20 protein-coding genes are annotated in these 19,100 nt (G+C 48.2%); 1 reads left to right on the top strand and 19 read right to left on the bottom strand.

What is annotated here, in order from left to right; all coding sequences use genetic code 11:
• Positions 1 to 4 precede the first annotated feature (4 nt).
• The 19 genes from Psfp_RS05780 to ytfJ form a co-directional block, all read right to left on the bottom strand.
• Positions 5 to 775 (bottom strand): phosphatidate cytidylyltransferase, encoded by a 771-nt coding sequence (locus tag Psfp_RS05780; protein ID WP_243120497.1) that lies wholly within the window; start codon positions 773 to 775, stop codon positions 5 to 7.
• A gap of 51 nt (positions 776 to 826) precedes the next feature.
• The gene (locus tag Psfp_RS05775) at positions 827 to 1,621 is read right to left on the bottom strand and encodes an isoprenyl transferase (protein WP_134217671.1); all 795 of its coding nucleotides are present in this window, start codon (positions 1,619 to 1,621) and stop codon (positions 827 to 829) included.
• 81 nt (positions 1,622 to 1,702) lie between these two features.
• Entirely contained in the window at positions 1,703 to 1,870 is a 168-nt protein-coding gene (locus tag Psfp_RS05770) for a 4Fe-4S binding protein (RefSeq protein ID WP_134217604.1), read from the bottom strand.
• Between the two features lie 4 nt (positions 1,871 to 1,874).
• Positions 1,875 to 2,084, bottom strand: coding sequence for a hypothetical protein (locus tag Psfp_RS05765; protein ID WP_134217603.1), 210 nt, complete (start codon positions 2,082 to 2,084; stop codon positions 1,875 to 1,877).
• On the bottom strand, positions 2,084 to 2,641 hold the full coding sequence (gene frr, locus Psfp_RS05760) for a ribosome recycling factor (protein WP_134217602.1): 558 nt from the start codon (positions 2,639 to 2,641) through the stop codon (positions 2,084 to 2,086). The genes Psfp_RS05765 and frr overlap by 1 nt, the downstream gene beginning before the upstream one ends.
• The gene (gene pyrH, locus Psfp_RS05755) at positions 2,622 to 3,362 is read right to left on the bottom strand and encodes a UMP kinase (RefSeq protein ID WP_134217601.1); all 741 of its coding nucleotides are present in this window, start codon (positions 3,360 to 3,362) and stop codon (positions 2,622 to 2,624) included. The genes frr and pyrH overlap by 20 nt, the downstream gene beginning before the upstream one ends.
• A gap of 70 nt (positions 3,363 to 3,432) precedes the next feature.
• Positions 3,433 to 4,095, bottom strand: coding sequence for a translation elongation factor Ts (tsf, locus tag Psfp_RS05750; RefSeq protein ID WP_134217600.1), 663 nt, complete (start codon positions 4,093 to 4,095; stop codon positions 3,433 to 3,435).
• A 155-nt stretch (positions 4,096 to 4,250) separates the two neighbouring features.
• Positions 4,251 to 4,949, bottom strand: a complete 699-nt coding sequence (rpsB, locus tag Psfp_RS05745; protein ID WP_134217599.1) for a 30S ribosomal protein S2 — start codon at positions 4,947 to 4,949, stop codon at positions 4,251 to 4,253.
• 243 nt (positions 4,950 to 5,192) lie between these two features.
• Complete coding sequence (gene codY / locus Psfp_RS05740) at positions 5,193 to 5,972, bottom strand: GTP-sensing pleiotropic transcriptional regulator CodY (protein ID WP_134217598.1); 780 nt, start codon at positions 5,970 to 5,972, stop codon at positions 5,193 to 5,195.
• Positions 5,973 to 5,990: 18 nt separating this feature from the next.
• Positions 5,991 to 7,385, bottom strand: a complete 1,395-nt coding sequence (hslU, locus tag Psfp_RS05735) for an ATP-dependent protease ATPase subunit HslU (RefSeq protein WP_134217597.1) — start codon at positions 7,383 to 7,385, stop codon at positions 5,991 to 5,993.
• A gap of 38 nt (positions 7,386 to 7,423) precedes the next feature.
• Positions 7,424 to 7,954, bottom strand: a complete 531-nt coding sequence (gene hslV, locus Psfp_RS05730) for an ATP-dependent protease subunit HslV (protein ID WP_134217596.1) — start codon at positions 7,952 to 7,954, stop codon at positions 7,424 to 7,426.
• 53 nt (positions 7,955 to 8,007) lie between these two features.
• Positions 8,008 to 8,985 carry a tyrosine recombinase XerC gene (locus Psfp_RS05725; protein WP_134217595.1) on the bottom strand — a complete coding sequence of 326 codons (978 nt, stop codon included), beginning with the start codon at positions 8,983 to 8,985 and terminating at the stop codon, positions 8,008 to 8,010.
• A 189-nt stretch (positions 8,986 to 9,174) separates the two neighbouring features.
• A complete protein-coding gene (trmFO, locus tag Psfp_RS05720; RefSeq protein WP_134217594.1) occupies positions 9,175 to 10,497 on the bottom strand; it encodes a methylenetetrahydrofolate--tRNA-(uracil(54)-C(5))-methyltransferase (FADH(2)-oxidizing) TrmFO in 1,323 nt (440 codons plus the stop codon).
• Between the two features lie 59 nt (positions 10,498 to 10,556).
• Entirely contained in the window at positions 10,557 to 12,818 is a 2,262-nt protein-coding gene (gene topA, locus Psfp_RS05715) for a type I DNA topoisomerase (protein ID WP_134217593.1), read from the bottom strand.
• Between the two features lie 84 nt (positions 12,819 to 12,902).
• On the bottom strand, positions 12,903 to 14,006 hold the full coding sequence (dprA, locus tag Psfp_RS05710) for a DNA-processing protein DprA (RefSeq protein WP_134217592.1): 1,104 nt from the start codon (positions 14,004 to 14,006) through the stop codon (positions 12,903 to 12,905).
• Positions 14,007 to 14,219: 213 nt separating this feature from the next.
• Positions 14,220 to 15,116 (bottom strand): non-homologous end-joining DNA ligase, encoded by an 897-nt coding sequence (gene ligD / locus Psfp_RS05705; protein WP_134217591.1) that lies wholly within the window; start codon positions 15,114 to 15,116, stop codon positions 14,220 to 14,222.
• Between the two features lie 975 nt (positions 15,117 to 16,091).
• On the bottom strand, positions 16,092 to 17,060 hold the full coding sequence (gene ligD, locus Psfp_RS05700) for a non-homologous end-joining DNA ligase (RefSeq protein ID WP_134217590.1): 969 nt from the start codon (positions 17,058 to 17,060) through the stop codon (positions 16,092 to 16,094).
• The gene (locus Psfp_RS05695; protein WP_134217589.1) at positions 17,057 to 17,914 is read right to left on the bottom strand and encodes a Ku protein; all 858 of its coding nucleotides are present in this window, start codon (positions 17,912 to 17,914) and stop codon (positions 17,057 to 17,059) included. The genes ligD (Psfp_RS05700) and Psfp_RS05695 overlap by 4 nt, the downstream gene beginning before the upstream one ends.
• 179 nt (positions 17,915 to 18,093) lie before the next feature.
• Positions 18,094 to 18,543 (bottom strand): GerW family sporulation protein, encoded by a 450-nt coding sequence (gene ytfJ, locus Psfp_RS05690; RefSeq protein ID WP_134217588.1) that lies wholly within the window; start codon positions 18,541 to 18,543, stop codon positions 18,094 to 18,096.
• A gap of 209 nt (positions 18,544 to 18,752) precedes the next feature.
• On the opposite strand from ytfJ, the gene Psfp_RS05685 reads away from it, so the two are divergent.
• Positions 18,753 to 18,962 (top strand): hypothetical protein, encoded by a 210-nt coding sequence (locus tag Psfp_RS05685; protein ID WP_134217587.1) that lies wholly within the window; start codon positions 18,753 to 18,755, stop codon positions 18,960 to 18,962.
• Positions 18,963 to 19,100: the final 138 nt, after the last annotated feature.

Below are 19,100 nucleotides of genomic sequence, written 5' to 3'. Positions count from 1 at the left end.
CCATTCAATTTATAATAAACAACAGTACGAAATAATATACCAGCGGAGCTGTAAACAACCAACTGTCGATGCGGTCCAATATTCCCCCATGGCCGGGTATCAGCATGCTAGAATCTTTTATCCCCGCCTGCCTTTTAAACGCTGATTCAAGCAGGTCGCCGACTTCAGAAGCCAGTCCCACCAGGAGACCCAGCAGCAGCATCTTAGGAACAGATAAGAATGGATATATGTATGCAAACAAGCAGCTTGTTAGTACACTTCCGGCCAGCCCGCCGATGGCGCCTTCCAGTGACTTCTTGGGGCTTAAAACCGGAGCGATTTTCCTCTTGCCAAAGGCCGTACCCACAAAATATGCTGCGGTATCGCAGGCCCAGGTGCAGGCGAGCATAAATATCAGCCATATCCAACCATCCGGCAGAGACCGCAGCAGGTACAGGTAAGTTAAAAGGCCCACGTACAATGTACTCATCAGGGTACCGGCGCCGTCAAGCAGCGAGTAACGAGGGTAAAAGGTGACCGTCGCAATCAGGTGCAGGAATAGAATGATGGTAATGGTAGGCCCCGGATAGCCGTCACTGTACAGGTAAACTCCGCTGATCAGGACTAGACCGCCTGCTACTGCCAGCCATAACAACGGGTTCAAGCCAAGCTTGGCCAGAATTTGCATCATTTCCTTTATTCCAAGCATGCTCAGGACACCAATTAAAAATAATAGCGGGATTCCACCATGCCAAACCGCAAGTACAACCAGCGGGATGCCCAACAGGGCACTCATTATTCTTTGCCAGAGCACATTTTCACCGACCCGTCGGGGTTATCCCCATTGTTACTTTAAGCCTCCAAAACGGCGTTCCCGCCGCTGAAATTCTAAAATCGCGTTAATCAGGTCAATCCTGCGAAAATCAGGCCACATAACAGGAGAAATCCAAAACTCTGTGTAGGCAAGCTGCCATAGTAAAAAGTTGCTAATCCTAAAATCCCCGGCCGGGCGAATCAGCAAATCCGGATCTGGCTGCCCGGCCGTATAAAGCCGTTCGGAAATAGCCCGCTCTTCAATATCGGCCGCGCTTAATTTGCCGCTTAAGACATCAGCGACTACCGCTCTGACTGTATCTACTATCTCCTGCCGTCCCCCGTAGTTAAAGGCCACGTTCAAAATCAATCCGTCATTGCCACGCGTCCGCTCAGCTCCCATTTTAAGCGCCTCAAGTGTTGCGGGCGGTAGTTCATGCAACCTGCCGATGGGGTTTACCCTTACCCTGTTTTTATTAAGCTCCTCAATTTCCCGGTTAAAATACTCCACCAGGAGGTCCATTAAAATGTCAACTTCTTCACGGGGTCTCTTCCAGTTCTCTGTTGAAAATGCGTAAACCGTTAATATTTTCACTTTTAATTCGGAGCAGACTTTAACTATGTCCCTGAGTGACTCTACGCCAGCGCGGTGGCCGCAGGATCGAGACATACCACGCCGTAAAGCCCACCGGCCGTTGCCGTCCATAATAATGGCAATATGCCTGGGCAGTTTTTTTCTGTCAACCTCGTTTATCAGCCTTTCGACCTCGGCCTCTTTAATTTTACCGGTGTTTTTTTTGCGCCAGAAATCGAAATACTGCTTGAACATTAAAATATTGTCCAACTTCGGGACCACCCTTACAAAACATCATATATAAACGACCCCCTCGCTTGTGAGGGGGTCCGTCCTCTACTCTTCAACAATCGCGCCTGTCGGACAGGCATCAGCACAAGCCCCACAGCTTTCACATTTATCTGGGTCAATCTTATAGATATCACCTTCGCTAATAGCTTCAACCGGGCAGGAATCCATGCAGGCGCCGCAAGCAAGGCATTCATCTGTAATTTTGTATGCCACTTCTTTATCCACCTCCTTTCATCCCTTCCTCTAGAACGACAGTAATCACCCCTGTATATATCGAGACCTTTTGAAAGCGTACCGCCCTTGGTTTTCCCTCCGGCGACAGCTTATCAGGCCGGGTGAACACAACACTTACCTGATACCCGTTATCCTTGCATATCTGGAGCGCTTCATCCAGATAAAAACCTGTTATATCAGGAACGCTATCCATTATACCTGCATAATTTCCTGCTCTTTAATGGTCAACAGCCCGTCAATTTCCTTAATCAAACGGTCCGTCATTTTCTGTACATCGTCCTGGCTGCGCTTCAACTCGTCTTCGGAAATTTTTCCTTCTTTTTGGTAGGCTTTCAAGTGTTCATTGACGTCCCGGCGGATATTTCTGATCGCCACCCGGCCCTCTTCAGCCTTTTTCTTTACTACCTTCATTAAATCTACCCGTCTTTCCTGGGTCAGCTGCGGTATGGCCAACCTGATCACCACACCGTCGCTGGCTGGAGTGATGCCCAGGTCGGATTTCATGATAGCCCGCTCAATTTCATGTAGAGAACTTTTATCCCAAGGCTGGATGACTAATAACCTGGCTTCGGGAACAGAGATATTGGCAAGTTGGTTAACAGGTGTCGGAGTTCCATAATAGTTTACCATAATTTTGTCCAGCAAAGCCGGAGTCGCCCGCCCGGCACGAAGCGAAGCGAATTCTTTTTTAACCACCTCAATGGTTTTTTTCATATTGCCTTCTGCTTCTTTAACTATCTCCTTGACCATCAAACTCACCCCCGATGTAAGTTCCGATTTTTTCGCCAAAAACAACCTTCTTGATGTTGCCATGCTGGTTTAAATCAAAAACGATAACCGGGATTTTATTATCCATGCACAGGGATGCGGCAGTTGCGTCCATAACACCCAATCCCCGGTTAATCATCTCAATAAAGGAAAGCTCTTCGAACTTTATGGCCCCGGGATGTATTAAGGGGTCGCAGTCATACACCCCGTCGACCCGTTTGGCCATTAAAATTACTTGAGCCTCGATTTCAGCAGCCCTGAGAGCCGCAGTGGTATCAGTAGAAAAGTAAGGGTTGCCGGTACCGGCTGCAAAGATTACCACCCGGCCCTTTTCCATATGCCGGATTGCCCGCCGCATGATGTATGGTTCGGCTATCTCTTTCATTTCTATGGCCGTTTGCGTGCGGGTATCAACACCGTGGGTTTGCAATGCGTCCTGCAGGGCTAACGCATTCATGACAGTGGCCAGCATACCCATATAGTCCGCCGTGGCACGATCCATACCCTTGGCGCTGCCTGCCACGCCACGCCAGATATTGCCTCCCCCGACCACAACAGCCAACTGAACACGGTGCTCCACTACTTCTTTAATCTGCCTGGCAATAGCGTTAACCACGTCCGGATCAATGCCATAGCCAAAAGAGCCGGCTAATGCCTCACCGCTTAATTTCAGAACAACACGCCAGTATTTCGGAGCAACCATATTAGATACGAGCCCTCCACTCTTACCAGAGTTATTCTACAATATCAGCTTAAAATCCTTTTATAAAATTTTACTTGCAGACATTTCGTGTGGCCTCTGCCACCTCTGCCGCCAGGTCTGACTGCTTCTTCTGGATACCCTCACCCAGTTCATAACGTGTGAAACGCCTGATGCTGATATTTTCGCCAATTTTAGAAATTTTTTCCGTTAGGAGCTGTTTAATGGACATATCCGGTTCCTTGATGAAGGGCTGTTCCAGCAGGCAGACTTCTTTGAAGTACTTTTCCACACGTCCTTCAACCATTTTTTCAACGATATTGGCAGGCTTGCCCTCGTTCAGGGCCTGTGCCCGCAGTATGGTTTTCTCATGTTCCAGAGCTTCCGCAGGGACTTCTTCCCTTTTCACAAACTCAGGTTTGGCAGCCGCGATCTGCATAGCTATATCTTTAACCAAAGCCTTAAACTCATCAGTTTTGGCTACAAAATCAGTTTCACAATTTACCTCTACCAGAACCCCAATACGGCCCCCGCCGTGTATGTAAGATTCAACGAGGCCTTCGGCGGCTATCCTGCCGGCTTTTTTAGCTGCAGCCGCTAGCCCTTTTTCCCTTAAATAGTCGGCGGCTTTATCAATATCGCCACCGCTTTCGGCAAGGGCTTTTTTACAATCCATCATACCCGCTCCGGTGCGCTCACGAAGTTCTTTCACAAAACTTGCTGGTACAGACATAATAACCCCTCCTTAAATTAGTCTAATTGAGTGTAAATTATTGTAATTTTAAGTATGTCCATGATTAACCTTGTTTATCCATATATTACTAAAACACCAGGACAGAAAAAAAGGCAGGGGTAACCTCTTAAGACTAACCCCCACCTCGCTACACACTTTTATTCTGCAAGCTGTTCGCCCTGTTTTCCTTCCAGAACAGCCTCCGCCATTTTACCGGTAAGCAGCCGGACTGCTCTGATGGCGTCGTCATTGCCGGGTATGACGTAGTCTACTTCGTCCGGATCGCAGTTGGTATCCACAATCGCTACAATAGGAATACCCAACTTGCGCGCCTCGGCTACAGCAATGCGCTCTTTACGCGGGTCAATAATAAAAAGCGCTGCGGGCAGGCGCCTCATGTCTTTGATGCCGCCTAAGAATTTCTGCAGTTTTTCCTTTTCATGCATCAACTCGGCGACCTCTTTTTTAGGCAAAACCTCAAGAGTGCCGTTAGCCTCCATTTTTTCCAGCTCGTGCAACCTGTCAATGCGCTTCCTGATGGTCTGGAAATTGGTTAACATGCCGCCCAGCCAACGCTGGTTCACATAAAACATGCCGCAGCGCTCCGCTTCTTCACGTACCGCTTCCTGCGCCTGCTTCTTGGTACCGACGAACAGGATGTTGTCACCCTCGGCGGAAAGCTGCTTTACAAAGTTATAAGCTTCCTCAACCTTCCTGACTGTCTTCTGCAAGTCAATAATATAGATGCCGTTGCGGTCTGTAAATATATAGGAGGCCATTTTGGGATTCCAGCGACGGGTCTGATGGCCGAAATGAACCCCTGCTTCCAATAGTTGCTTCATAGATATTACAGCCATTAATCACACCTCCTTCCCATGGTTGCATCCTCCGCTGTCTTCATCTTTAAGCAGATCCGCAAAGGGCACCTCTGCAAAAATCCAACAACGTGCGTAATTTACACCAAGTTGTATTTTACCATAGTTGTATTTCTGGCGCAAGCTTCTTTCTTTTGAAAAAAGAGTAGATCCCTTTGTGGATCTACTCTTTTTAAGAATGTTTTTGTTGTAAGATCCAAAATCATGCTATTGGATCGACGCTATCTAATGCTGTCTGATTTTACTCAACTCCTCCAGGAGCCTTTCGTTCAGGACGCGTATATATGTGCCCTTCATACCCAGTGATTTTGATTCAATGACCCCGGCGCTTTCAAATTTGCGCAACGCATTGACAATCACCGAGCGAGTGATGCCCACCCTGTCAGCAATCTTACTGGCAACGAGGAGGCCCTCCTCCCCTTCCAACTGCTCAAAAATATGCTGTACGGCATCCATTTCGGAATACGATAGAGTGCCAAGGGCAATTTGGACTGCTGCTCTTTTGCGAGCCTCTTCTTCCATTCTTTCGGTCCTGGCCCGCAACATCTCCATTCCGACAACAGTAGCGCCGTATTCGGCCAAAATAATGTCCTCATCCGTAAAATGCTTGTCAAACTTTGCCAGTATTAATGTACCCAGCCTGGATCCGGCGCCTATGATGGGCACTGTGGTAGTAATTTTATTATTGAAGAGACAACGTTTTTCTGCAAAGACACAGGCGTTGGCGGTCTGGCAATAGTTGGCGTAAGTTTCATTGATTCTCATCAAGTATTCGTTATAGTCTTCCGGAAAACCGCCCTTGCCTTCGACGATGTCTTTCATAATATCGCAGGTCAAGCCCTTAAGATAGGCATAACCAACGACTTTACCGTTTCGATCCAAAATGTAGATGCTGGATTCAATGTTGTCGCTCAAAACACTTGCCACTTCGTTAAAATCAGTATTTCCAGCTGATTTTTGCAGAAGCTTATTGATTGCCCTTGTTCTTTCAAGTAGCGCTCTCATTCTGTCCCTCTTTCTACGTCACAAAATATAACGACTTAAATCCTGATTTTTTACCAGATCACCCAGTTTTTCGACAATATCTTTAGGTTCAAGGTTAATATCCTTCCCGGAAAGCTCCGGGGCCTCAAACGAAATATCTTCTAAAAGCTTCTCCATTATGGTGTAAAGCCGCCTTGCTCCTATGTTTTCTGTTTGTTCATTAACAGTATAAGCTATATCAGCTATTTCTACAAGAGAATCTTGCGAAAATTTAACCATAACCCCCTCAGTGGCTAATAACTCCGTGTATTGCTTGATTATTGCATTTCTTGGCTCTGTCAAAATTTGTTGAAAATCGGGACGAGTAAGGCTCTCTAATTCGACACGTATCGGGAAACGCCCCTGCAGTTCCGGGATCAGGTCGGAGGGCTTGGTGGTGTGGAAGGCGCCTGCCGCGATAAATAGAATATGGTCAGTTTTGACCGGGCCGTATTTTGTGACAACAGTGCAACCTTCGACAATAGGAAGGATATCACGCTGCACCCCGCCTCTGGAAACATCAGGTCCATAACCTTCACGGCCGGCAATTTTATCGATCTCATCAAGGAAGATGATGCCGTCTTCTTCTGCGCGTTTGATTGCCTTTGAAGTAACCTCGTCCATATCAATTAGTTTCTGGGCCTCCAATTGAGTCAAAATAACGCGGGCTTCCCGTACAGTTACTTTGCGAGTGCGTTTTTTCTTGGGAATCAACCCGCCCAGCATATCCTGCAGGTTAACGCCCATCTCTTCCATGCCGGACCCTGTAAATACCTCCAGCATGGGAGGTTTATTGTCCTCAACCTCGATCTCAAGAGTTTCGTTTTCCAGTTCCCCTTTTTCCAGCTTCTCTTTTAATATTTCCCGTTCAAATTCGATCCTCTTTATTCGGGACTCCTGTGCTTTATCTATTTGCTCAACCGGTTTGGGGGCTCCAAAAATCATTTCCAGTGGATTGCGTGACGTTGTTTCCCGGACCGGGTAAGGAGCCAGCAGTTCAATAATCTTTTCATCCGCCTGTTTTTTAGCCCTCTCCTCGACGGTTGATAATTTCTCCTGTTTGACCATGCGAATGGAGGTCTCAACCAGATCACGGACCATACTCTCGACGTCCCTGCCTACATACCCCACTTCTGTAAATTTGGTAGCCTCAACCTTCACAAATGGAGCTTTGACAAGTTTGGCCAGGCGCCGGGCTATCTCTGTCTTGCCTACACCAGTTGGTCCAATCATCAGGATATTTTTCGGGATCACTTCATCCCTGAAATCAGCTGCCAGTTTTTTGCGGCGAAACCGGTTGCGCAGAGCAATGGCTACCGCCTTCTTGGCGTTTTTCTGGCCGACGATATACTTATCAAGTTCTTCAACAATACGCCGTGGTGTTAATTCTTCCATGTACTAATCCTCCAAGATGAAAAATTTAGGACATCTTTTTAGGCCTCTTCCACAATTATATTGTCATTGGTGTAAACACAGATTTCAGCAGCAATTGACAGGGCTTGCCTGGCCACCTCACCGGCCGGCATAGCAGTGTGCCTGTTCAAGGCACGGGCCGCCGCCAGGGCGTAAGGGCCGCCGGAGCCGATAGCCGCCACCCCGTCATCAGGTTCGATGACTTCACCGCCTCCGGATATCATCAGGAGGTCTTCACTGGAGGCCACAATCAGAAGAGCTTCAAGCTTGCGCAGCACTTTATCCGTCCGCCACTCCTTGGCCAATTCAACCGCAGCCCGCGGCAGGTTGCCATGGAACTCTTCAAGTTTCCCTTCGAATTTTTCGAAAAGAGTAAATGCGTCGGCCACTGAGCCGGCAAATCCGGCTATAACCTTATCCTTATAGAGTCGCCTGATTTTTTTGGCTCCTTTTTTGATGATTGTGTTTTCTCCAAAGGTAACCTGACCGTCGCCGGCAACAGCAGTTTTACCATCTTTTTTCACTGCGACTATAGTGGTGGCATGAAACATATGGTTTCTCCTTTTCATCTTTCAGCTTTATTAGCAGCATGTATGCTCTATACTTACTCTTTTGCCCTGGGGTGGGCGCTCTGGTATACTTTTTTCAACCTTTCGCCCGTAACATGGGTATAGACCTGGGTGCTGGAAAGGCATGTATGTCCGAGCAGCTCCTGTACAGCGCGAAGGTCAGCCCCCGCGTTAAGCAGGTGTGTGGCAAAAGAGTGTCTCAGTGTGTGCGGGCTGACCTTTCTTTCCAGGCTGACCTCTTCCACATATTTGTTCAGGATTTTCCGCACGCCCCGCTCCGTGAGCCTCTCCCCCCACCGGTTAAGAAATACCGCGCCGCTGATTTTTTGCGCCCCGGGCATTACCGCGCTGGCTGACGCAGGGTTGGCTTGGCTCTTATTTTTGGCGGGTTTAGCGTTTGCCAAAAGCCTCTGGCGTGAACCGGCCAGGTACCTGCGCAAAGCTGTAACGGCCTCTATGCCGATGGGCGACAGCCTCTCTTTTGCTCTTTTTCCCATTACCCGCACATAGCCGGAGCCAAGATCAAGGTCGGCCAAGTCAAGGGATACCAGTTCATGAATCCTTAGACCGGCGGCATAAAGCGTTTCCAGCAGCGCCCGGTCCCTGACACCAAGCGGGTGGGTTAAATCAGGCGCCTCGATCAGGTGGGCGATCTCATTCTCGTATAAGAAAGAAGGCAACCCTTTCTTAAGTCTGGGGCTGGCGACCCTGGCTGCGGGATTGTCGTCAACGATATTCTCCCGCTTCAGGTAACGGTACAGGGAACGCCATGCCGCAAGGCGCCTGGCCATGGTGGTCCTGGCCAGCCCTTGTTCCTGCATCTGGCCCAGGTAGAGTCTGAAAATACTGTGGTCGAGGTCCTTTGGTTCAACAGCATGGTCTTTTTTCTTCAAGTAAGAAGCAAAAAAATCCAACCCCTGGAAGAAGTCCTTCTGGTAGCTTTCTATAGTCCTTGGGGACGCGTTCTTTTCCACTTTCAGATAAACTAAAAAGTTATCAAAATGACTGTACATACTCGAAAACCTACTCCCGGCAGGATTGACGCGTTCGCTATCCTGAAAATGCAGGTGTGGATTCATTCGCACAATGTTGCATTGGCCACACAAGTCCGGCGCTGCCGCGCCGTATGCGATTGAAATCGCACCAAAACCGTTTCGTCTCGTTCTTTCCTGGCGCCACGATAGCGGGGGACAACCCTGTTGTTACAATGATATGTAAATGTTATTAATAAATGCTGAAAGTGATTCAAGTGATCTTTGGGCGATTAACCTGTATCGCTCCTTTTTATCCCGGATTTTATGATCCAGGGGTGGAAAAAGGCCAAAAGAAATATTCATCGGCTGAAAATGAGCCGGATCGGCGGAAGTTATGTAATGGGCAAGAGAACCGTGACCGGTATCTCCCGGAAAGGCCAGCGTCTCTTTACCCGCGGCCCTCCGCGCAGCATTAATCCCGGCGACCAACCCGGCGGCCGATGATTCCACGTACCCCTCAACTCCGGTAAGCTGCCCGGCAAAGAAAAGCCCGGGCCTTTTTTTACTCTCATAAGTAGGATTTAAAAGCGCCGGTGAATTGATATAGGTATTTCTGTGCATCACTCCAAGCCGCAGAAACTCAGCCTTTTCCAGTCCTGGTATGAGGCGGAATACCCGCGTTTGCTCGCTCCATTTTAAACCGGTCTGAAATCCAACCAGGTTGTACATGGTAGCGTCCGCGTTCTCCTGCCGCAACTGGACCACGGCAAAAGGCCGCTTGCCCGTTTTGGGGTCAATGAGGCCCACCGGCTTTAAGGGTCCGTAAAGAAGAGTATCTTTTCCACGGGCGGCGAGTACCTCAACAGGCAGACATCCTTCAAAGTGCGTTGATTGCTCAAACTCTTTGCGGGGAGCCTTTTCCGCCTTGACCAGCGCATCCCAAAAAGTTTGGTATTGCTCCTCGTCCATCGGGCAGTTTAAATAGGCGGCCTCACCCTTCCCGTACCTGGAGGAACGAAATACTTGATCCATATTTATTGAATCACCGCTTACAATTGGGGCCACTGCGTCATAGAAATAAAGGTATTCCTCTCCGCTGAACTGCCTGATGCTCTCAGCCATGGCTTCCGAGGTCAGCGGCCCTGTGGCCAGGATTACCGTATCGTCCTCAGGTATGGCGGTTACCTCGGTACGGCAAATTTCTATCAGGGGGTGTTGGTAAAGCGTCTCGGTGACACAGCTGGAAAACAGCTCCCTGTCAACGGCGAGGGCGCCCCCCGCCGGCACCCTGAATTTGTCGGCGCAATGCATAATGAGGGAACCCATTCGTCTCATCTCTTCTTTTAAGAGGCCGACAGCATTCTCCAGGCTGGATGCCCTTAGCGAATTGCTGCAGACCAATTCCGCAAATAAACTGCCCCGGTGGGCCGGTGTCTGTTTGTCCGGCCGCATTTCGTAGAGTTTGACTTTAATCCCCTTCCGGGCTACCTGCCAGGCCGCCTCCGAACCTGCCAAGCCGGCCCCGATGATGGTGACAGTTCTATCTTGCATACGTGCTCCTGACTGTAGTAGATTGATAGTTAAAATTTACTGTGATCATATTTTTAATATCACTGTTCGGTAACGACATTTGTGGCGCCCAGCTGTTCCGGCCCAGCTGTTGTTTTTTTCCGGGCCTTTGTTTCTTTTGAAGCCTTGCGCACTTTTGGCGCCTTGACATCCTTCGAAGTCCTGGTTTCTTTCGAAGCCTTGCTCTCCTTCGAAACTTTGACCTCCTTGGTAGCCTTGACTTCTTTTTGCTCCAGTCCTTGACTGCACTTTTCATTTATACACTTCAGTGTTATATTCTTGCCGGCGGCTCTTTTCTCCACCATCAGGTCACCGCAATAGGGACACTTAGTCTTTGAAGGCTGATCCCAGGTGACAAAATCACATTTCGGATACTGGTCGCAGCCGAAGAACTTCCTGCCTTTTTTGGAACGGCGGATTACCAATTCTCCTCCACAGCGGGGACATTCCACGCCGGTGGGTTCCAACAAAGGCTTGGTATTGCGGCATTCGGGAAAACCGGGGCAGGCCAAAAATTTACCGAAACGCCCGAATTTCTTAACCATGTTCCGCCCGCACAGCTCGCATATCTCTTCCGTTACTTCATCGGTTACCTGTACATGGCCTATTTCTTTTTCGGCCTTTTCCAAGGTATCCATAAAAGGCCAGTAAAAAGCCGCTAAAACGTTAACCCATTCCAGGTCCCCTTCTTCAATGCTGTCCAGGTTTTTTTCCATGCCGGCAGTGAATTCAACATCAATAATATCCCGGAAGTGCTTTTTTAAAAGGTCGATGACGATTGAACCCAGTTCAGTCGGGTATAATTGTTTGTTTTCCCTTACTATGTAACCCCTTTTAATTATTGTTTCTACTATGGGAGCATAGGTGCTGGGCCTGCCTATCCCTTTTTCTTCCAGGGTTTTTACCAGGGTGGCGTCGGTGTAACGTGGCGGTGGTTGGGTAAAATGCTGTTTTTGTTGCAGCGACCTGGCTTCGACTTCTTCGCCTTCCGCCAGTTCCGGGAGAAGTTTTTCTTCGTCGCTTTCCCCGTCATCCCTGCTCTCAATATAGACCTTCATAAACCCGGCGAATTTGATGATTGAACCGGAAGCACGGAAAACATATTCCCCGGCTGCAATATCCACACCGGTGGTGTCAAAGACGGCAGGGCTCATAAGGCTCGCCAGATAACGTGACCAGATTAACTTGTAAAGCTTATACTGGTCAGTGGTCAGGTATGCTTTTATTTGTTCCGGTTCATGGTGAATCGAGGTAGGCCGGATAGCTTCGTGCGCATCCTGGATTTTGCCTTTGGCCGCTGAGTTGAGGGTTTCTTTGCCAATATACTGGACCCCAAAACGCTCCTTGATATAGCCGTGGGCTTCCTCCCTGGCTACCTCAGATACACGCACCGAATCAGTCCGTATATAGGTAATCAGGCCGGTCGTCCCCTCTTTGCCGAGGTCAAGCCCTTCATAAAGCTGTTGGGCTATAATCATAGTTTTACGTGCGGTGTAATTTAACTTGCGGTAGGCCTCTTGCTGCAGGGTACTGGTAATAAAAGGCGGGGCCGGCCTGCGTAATTTTTCTTTGCGTGTAATTTTGCCCACAATGTAGTGAGCGCCTTTTAGCCTGTCCAAGACCTCCTGCATTTCGGCGCTGGATTTGATCTCTATTTTTTTGTCCTGGTATTTAAAGAGCTTTCCCTCAAAGGGGCTGTAGCCGGTTTTGGCAAAAAGGCCTGTGAGCGTCCAGTATTCTTCAGGCTCGAAAGCAGCGATTTCCTCTTCACGGTCGCAAATCAGGCGTACCGCCACCGATTGAACGCGGCCGGCGCTCAAGCCTTTCTTTACCTTACGCCAAAGTAACGGACTCAGGTTATAACCGACCAGGCGGTCAAGGATACGCCGTGCCTGCTGGGCGTTAACCCGGTTATAATCAATCAGCCGGGGCTGGTTCACAGCTTTTTGTACGGCCGGCTTGGTTATCTCGTTAAACTCAATCCGGCACGGCTCCCCTCCGCCCATTTCCAAAAGTTTTTGTATATGCCAGGCGATAGCCTCGCCTTCCCGGTCAGGGTCTGAAGCAATCAGCACCTGGTCGGCTTTTTTTACAGCTGTTTTCAAATCTTTAATTGTTTCGCCTTTGCCTCTGATAGTGATATATTTTGGGCTGAACCCGTTTTTAACATCAACTCCGAACTGGCTCTTCGGCAAGTCTCGGACATGGCCCATAGAAGCTTTGACAAAATATTTTTTCCCCAGAAACTTGCTAATGGTTTTCGCTTTGGCCGGAGATTCCACAATCACGAGTATTTTAGACAAAAGTGCACACCTCGTTTATTGCACGGTTATTATTGCCATTAATTATTTCGATATTTTTTATAATTTATCCCCTCAAAAAACAGTTTAGAACAAATCACGGCCTGTCCGGATATAAAACTTACCTGGAAGCTGCCGGGTCAAACCCTTGATTTCCAGGTACATTAACGCGGCCATCACCTTTTGCGGCAGAAGCCCGGCCCTTATAATAAGTTCATCCAGAGAGACCGGATCCAAGGACAGCAGGCCGTACAGTGTTTCTTCCTCATAGCTCATTTTCATTTTACGATCTGCGCCACTTGCTTGAGCGGGGAAAAGTTTTTCCATACCCAGTTCATCCAGCACATCACCGGCTCCTTCTATAAGTCTGGCGCCTTGTTTAATCAGCCGGTGCGGACCCCTGCTTAACGGGTTTACTACATTGCCGGGTACAGCCATAACATCGCGTCCCTGTTCGAGGGCAAAGTCTGCAGTAATCAATGCGCCGCTCCTCTCTGCCGCTTCGACCACCAGGGTTGCCTGTGACAGGCCGCTGATAATGCGATTGCGCACCGGAAAGCGCCAGGCTTCGGGTTGGGTCCCGGGTGGAAACTCACTGACAACAGCTCCATTATTCATAATCCCGTCCATAAGCTCTTTGTTTTCCCTGGGATAGACCACATCCGGGCCGCAACCCAGTACAGCTATGGTCCTGCCGCAACTTGCCAGAGCCCCCCGGTGCGCTGCAGAGTCAATGCCCCTGGCCATCCCGCTTATGATCGTAAGCCCCAAGGCAGTCAGGTCTTTGGCCAGCTTCTCTGCCACCACCAGACCGTAAGGCGAGGGCTTTCTAGCGCCAACGATTGCTACAGAGAGTGTATCCGCGGCTTGAAGCCGGCCTTTGTAGAATAGTACTGGAGGAGGGTCATATATTGCCGACAGATTTTCTGGATAATCAGGGTCGCTGTGGCATACATAGCTTATACCCATGGAGTCTAGTTTTTCTGCCTCTTCTTGAGGGTTAAGCTTTGACCTGCGTTCGGCCAGTCCGTTTGCCCGATCTTCTCCCAAACCCGGAACGGCGGATAGTTCTTTAATGCCTGCCTCCCAAGCCGCCCGGGGTGAACCAAAGCGCTCGACCAGCGACCACAATCTTTTCCCCGCGCCGGGCATCAAATACTGCCACCCTAACCAGTATAATCTATCATCCAAAAAAGTGTCTCCCCTTAAGACTGTTCTCTTAATCCAATTCTTTTCGGGGTTAGAGTGATATGTTCCTGCCCTCTGGGAAAATTTTCTGCCTGCTTAGCCTGCATTCATCTTTGTGAGTACCCTGTCAGGATACACTTTTTCTAAAAGCTCTGCAACAAAATTCTTTTTTTCGTTACCAGCCGCTATGTTTAACCGTTTTTAAATGATCATGGTTTATATTAACTTCAGTAACGCATCAAGGGTTTGCTTATTTGTTAATACTCCGTGGTAAATATCCCCTATCTCTTTGATTCTTGAAAAAATATTATGTATTGAAAAAGCCCCCGGCTCAATGTTCAATGCTTCAATTTCATCCCAATATAGGGGGGTAGAAACCGGGGCGCCTGGTAATGGCCGCAGGCTATACTGGAAAGCCATAGTTTTGCCGCGGCCGTTTTGTAGATAATCCAGGTAGACTTTTCCCTGCCTTTGAGCAACCTTTCGTTCCACAGTCGCCATTCCGGGATTAATGTTGACAATAAGCTCAGCCACGTACTGCATAGCTTTAGTGACAGTTTTATACGAGTATACCGGTTTTATAGGAACAAAAATATGCAGGCCGGTAGCCCCGGAGGTTTTGGGGTAAGATTGCAAGTTAAACTGAGCCAGGGCTTCTTTAACCAATAGGGCAATTGTTAAAACATCCCTAAAGGTGCTTCCTGCCGCCGGGTCAAGATCTATAACAGCAATATCCGGACATTCAACATTTTCTATACGGGAAAGCCAGGGATGCATTTCGATACATCCACTATTTGCTAACCAAACCAACGTTTGCACATCATTACATACAATATAGTTTACAACCTTTTCGGAATGTTCTACTGGGTGTCTTTTTATCCAGGTTGGAGCGTAATCTGGACAATCTTTTTGGTAGAACTGCTCACCTTCAATGCCATCCGGGTATCGCTTCATAACCACCGGACGGTTGTAGAGATGGGGCAGGATGTATGGTGCTATATCGGAATAATATTTGACCAAATGGGCCTTGGCCAGCCCTTCAGGCCATATCAGTTTATCAAGGTTGGTTAGTTTGACCTCGTAACCGTTAACTGTCACATAGGATTCTTTCATCAAAACACACCTCATTTACATTTCTACTCTGACTTTGACTTTTACCGATTTAAATTCGTCCTGCGACCTCTACAAGCGTATGGATCTTGATTGCCCTGTTTTTCTTTGGTTTCTTGAAGGTAAGTATATTTTTAATTGTAATTATCCGTTTTATATATGGTATGATAATGAAAAGTAGTGTTAATGGGGGGATACATATGATCAAAAAAATAAACCTTTGGTCATTCATTCTTTCCATGGTGTGTTTTTTGTTATTTTTTGTATTCTCTTCTGTATTATATCTTAAAGAGATGATAATAATTTGGACGAGGATACATCCTCTCATATTAATTTTATATATAACATTAATTGTGTTTTTGTTAGGTGTCATTGGAATCTTTGGTGTAAGCAATGGGAAAACAGCTATCAGAAGCCTTATTACTATTCTATTAAGTTTAGGTTTATCAATTATTCTAGCCTTTATAATATTCTTTGGAAAGTTATTGAATGCTGGACATAATTAAGAGAATATGCTATCACTGCCAATATTTTCATTTATGGTATCATGACTTATCCTTAACCAATAATCAGAATACCCTTATTTTTTGTTGTCAATTAGAATTAATGCATTTCGTTTTATGTTTTCACCTTGAAATACAAAGAGTGCTTCTCCAAAAAGTGAGGTCATTGTTAACTGGTTCTCAAAAAGCCTCTGGGATAGTGGTCAGGGGGTTGTCCTCCGCTCTCTTCGCAATTCTACATTTGTGCAACTAGGGCCTCCTATCCACCGCGTCTATAGACTGCCACCCGTTCGCTACGCGCTATTTGAGCTTTTCTGCATGCAACGCACGCGCTAAGGAACGCATCCAGGTGCTCCTGAACGCTTTCGGACAACCCCCTGCCCGCAAGTCTAGCCTTTTCGAGCATATTCTTATCTCCCATTATCACTCCCCAGTGTGCATTTTTATTGGTTAATGCTTTTCATATAGGATGGAACTATTCAGTCGCAACTCCGCATTCATTTGGTGTCTTATCTGAGCGGAGCCCTTTAAAAACAGGATGGCGAAGGTAGCCTTCGTTAGTCAAGGTAAGGTACCCGACGGCGCACACCAGGACTGGCTTTACCCACCTGGCTTGTTTAATTTCTTTGGGGGGGATAACCAGAAATCTTTCATCTACCTCCAGCTTCACCAGCTTATCCAGGAGGAGAGCAGCCTCCTGTTCGCTAAAGCCTGTTCCGACTTTGCCCTGATAAACCAACCGTCCATCCCGGTAGCCTCCCAGGAGCAGCGAGCCGAGCAGTCTGCCTCCAGTGCCCTTCTGATAGCCGCATATGACCAGATCTGCTTCCCTGGTATTCTTGAATTTCTGCCAACTATTAGAGCGACGACCCGGCAGATATACGCTATCCAACCTTTTAGCGATAACACCCTCCAAACCTTCTCCAACACAAGCATTATAATAAGCCAGACCTTCGGCATGAATAAAGCGTGATAAAACCAGTTCATCCGACTGCTCTACCATGTCTTGGAGGATGTCCTTTCTCTCTTCCAGGCTTTTTTCCATCACACTGCCGCCACCTGTGTACAGGACGTCGAAACCTATAAAAACAGCCGGGGTTAATAGCGTGGCCCGGCCCGCCTTTTTATTACCGCCCATCCTGCCCCTGGCCTGCAAACCGGCAAAAGATGGTCTTCCAGCTTCAAATATTACTATTTCACCGTCAATGATCGCGGGCAGTCTTTTTACACGCTGGTGCAGTCTGCTCAATTCCGGGAATTTCGCAGTCAAATCGACCAGGTTTCGCGAGCGTATTATGGTTCGGTCATCGAGGTAAGCCAGGCTGCGATAACCATCCCACTTAATTTCAAAAAGGTGCTTATCGCTGTCAAAGGGTGGGGAACTTACAGCCAGCATGGGACGGACGAGAGGCAGTGTTTTTCCATCCCTGATGGTTCCTCTCATGATGTTTTACGCCGGGAGGTTTCTTTTTTTACCTTTGTTTCTTTCATACCTTTTGACTTTTTGGCCTGCCTGTCCGTAACCCGCTCTTCTTTAGCCAGGTCGATACTCGCTTTGAGCGCCTCCATCAGATCGACTACTTTTCCTGTTTCACGCCGGGCAGGAGTCGTAATTTCTTCCCCGGCAATTTTAGCCTGTATGATCTCCATTAATCCCTCTCTGTAAGTGTCATTGTATTTTTCCGGCTGGAATTCGGCCGAGAGGCTGTTAATGAGACTGACCGCCATTTTTACTTCATTCTCGTGCAGGTTTACCTGGTAATTCAGTTCAGGGAGGGCGGCAGCCTGCCTAACCTCATCAGGATAATGCATTGTACTCATTACCAGGGTATTGCCGCTTACCCGCAGGGCTGCCAGCGACTCTCTGTTGCGGATAACAACCCTGGCCACCGCTACCTTGCCGGTTTCACTCATAGCCCTTTTCAGCAGTTCATATACCTTCGCCCCGCCCTCCCCGGGAGCTAAATAGTAAGCCTTTTCGAAGTAGATGGGATCGATATCGGCAAGGTTGACGAAGTCCATGATATTGATATTCCTGCCCCCGTCACCTCCGGTAACCTCAAAATCTTCATCCGCCATGATCACATAGCTGCCTTTTTCATATTCATACCCGCGCACGATTTCCTCCATGGGCACTTCCGTCTGGCAGTGAGGGCAGTAGCGCCGGTACTGTATGGGCGTCTTGCACTTTTGGTGCAGGTAATTGAAACGGATGTCCTTGTGCTCTGTTGCCGCATAGAGCTTGACCGGCACATAAACCAGGCCGAAGCTCACGGCTCCTTTCCATAACGGCCGCATTGTTTAGCCACCTCGCCTTATTTTGGATTATTATCTCCGGCTAGCCTTTATCAATTCCGCGTAAGTAAAAAACGATGTGTATAGTGCCCGGGTAAAAAAAGCCCAAGCCCCTTTCATGAAGGATCTTGGACCTTTGCTGACACCTTGGCAGCTCATCATTATAGTGTTTTTGGAAAATCTTAAGAGATAGGAGAAGCAGGCGTCGATGTCTTGTAAGTGACTTGAGTTTGCGGCTGCATTTCTCCGGGCTTAAAAATGTTTTGGATCTGGTCAATAACTTGTGGAGCGATATCAATTAACCTGTCTGCCACAGTGTTGCCGTCTACCGGCAGCATCCGCACATGCCCGTTGCCAACGACCAGGAAGCCAATCGGCTTCACCGAAACCCCGCCGCCGCTGCCTCCCCCAAAACCGGGAGTTGGGGTACCGTCTCCCCCGTCCTTATTCTCACCCCCGACTTCAAATTCACCTCCACCGGCAGCAAAACCACAGGCAACCCTTGAGACGGGTATAATAACAGAGCCGTCAGGGGTTTCGACCGGGTCACCGACCACGGTGTTGACATCGACCATTTCCTTGATGCTCTCCATTGCCGTTTTCATCAAACCCTCAATAGGATGTTCGGGCATCTTTGGTCACTCCTTAAGACAGTCATTTTGTGATAGAGTTTCCCGGGACCTGTATTTATATACGAATGGAGCCTTTTTGCACGGCCCCCGGGCAAGGTATTTTGATACGCACAAAGCTTGTTTGTTATTGTCAAATTAACATACCCATAATATAATATTAACAAAATCTTAATATAAATTTAACAATTAACAAAAAGGGGGTGTTCCTGGTGGTAACAAGCCGGGTCGACATTAATAGAATTAAGGACGGTAAAGGCCTCTTGTACCTGGATGAATGGTATTGCCCCCTGGAAGCCGCCAGGACGGGCATGGAAAACCTGCCGGGAAAACCCAACCGGGAAGTTGCTATATCCCAGTTCACACCAACCTTAATGCGCAAGAATCCACATATAAAGAAACACTTGATGGCCGGCTTCTAACCGGCCATTTCTTAGTTTGCCCGGCATGTCTGCCGCACCGATGGGTTGAAAGAAACCCTGTCACCTAACCAGCGGGAAGACAACCCGTAGGCAAGGGCGTCACTGGTAACGGTGGGGTCTGGAGGAAGCCGAAGGGGG

Source organism: Pelotomaculum sp. FP (genome assembly GCF_004369245.1).
GTDB lineage: Bacteria > Bacillota > Desulfotomaculia > Desulfotomaculales > Pelotomaculaceae > Pelotomaculum_C > Pelotomaculum_C schinkii.
The sequence above is the reverse complement of the archived record's forward strand: the minus strand, read 5'-3'. Positions and strand labels throughout refer to the sequence as shown.

What these genes read in the sequence shown, in the direction of transcription:
- Psfp_RS05780 (WP_243120497.1), bottom strand. Translation starts at nt 775, where the DNA reads ATGAGTGCCCTGTTGGGCATCCCGCTGGTTGTACTTGCGGTTTGGCAT.
- Psfp_RS05775 (WP_134217671.1), bottom strand. Translation starts at nt 1,621, where the DNA reads ATGTTCAAGCAGTATTTCGATTTCTGGCGCAAAAAAAACACCGGTAAA.
- Psfp_RS05765 (WP_134217603.1), bottom strand. Translation starts at nt 2,084, where the DNA reads ATGGATAGCGTTCCTGATATAACAGGTTTTTATCTGGATGAAGCGCTC.
- frr (WP_134217602.1), bottom strand. Translation starts at nt 2,641, where the DNA reads ATGGTCAAGGAGATAGTTAAAGAAGCAGAAGGCAATATGAAAAAAACC.
- pyrH (WP_134217601.1), bottom strand. Translation starts at nt 3,362, where the DNA reads ATGGTTGCTCCGAAATACTGGCGTGTTGTTCTGAAATTAAGCGGTGAG.
- rpsB (WP_134217599.1), bottom strand. Translation starts at nt 4,949, where the DNA reads ATGGCTGTAATATCTATGAAGCAACTATTGGAAGCAGGGGTTCATTTC.
- codY (WP_134217598.1), bottom strand. Translation starts at nt 5,972, where the DNA reads ATGAGAGCGCTACTTGAAAGAACAAGGGCAATCAATAAGCTTCTGCAA.
- hslU (WP_134217597.1), bottom strand. Translation starts at nt 7,385, where the DNA reads ATGGAAGAATTAACACCACGGCGTATTGTTGAAGAACTTGATAAGTAT.
- hslV (WP_134217596.1), bottom strand. Translation starts at nt 7,954, where the DNA reads ATGTTTCATGCCACCACTATAGTCGCAGTGAAAAAAGATGGTAAAACT.
- Psfp_RS05725 (WP_134217595.1), bottom strand. Translation starts at nt 8,985, where the DNA reads ATGTACAGTCATTTTGATAACTTTTTAGTTTATCTGAAAGTGGAAAAG.
- trmFO (WP_134217594.1), bottom strand. Translation starts at nt 10,497, where the DNA reads ATGCAAGATAGAACTGTCACCATCATCGGGGCCGGCTTGGCAGGTTCG.
- ligD (WP_134217591.1), bottom strand. Translation starts at nt 15,116, where the DNA reads ATGAAAGAATCCTATGTGACAGTTAACGGTTACGAGGTCAAACTAACC.
- ligD (WP_134217590.1), bottom strand. Translation starts at nt 17,060, where the DNA reads ATGAGAGGAACCATCAGGGATGGAAAAACACTGCCTCTCGTCCGTCCC.
- Psfp_RS05695 (WP_134217589.1), bottom strand. Translation starts at nt 17,914, where the DNA reads ATGCGGCCGTTATGGAAAGGAGCCGTGAGCTTCGGCCTGGTTTATGTG.
- ytfJ (WP_134217588.1), bottom strand. Translation starts at nt 18,543, where the DNA reads ATGCCCGAACATCCTATTGAGGGTTTGATGAAAACGGCAATGGAGAGC.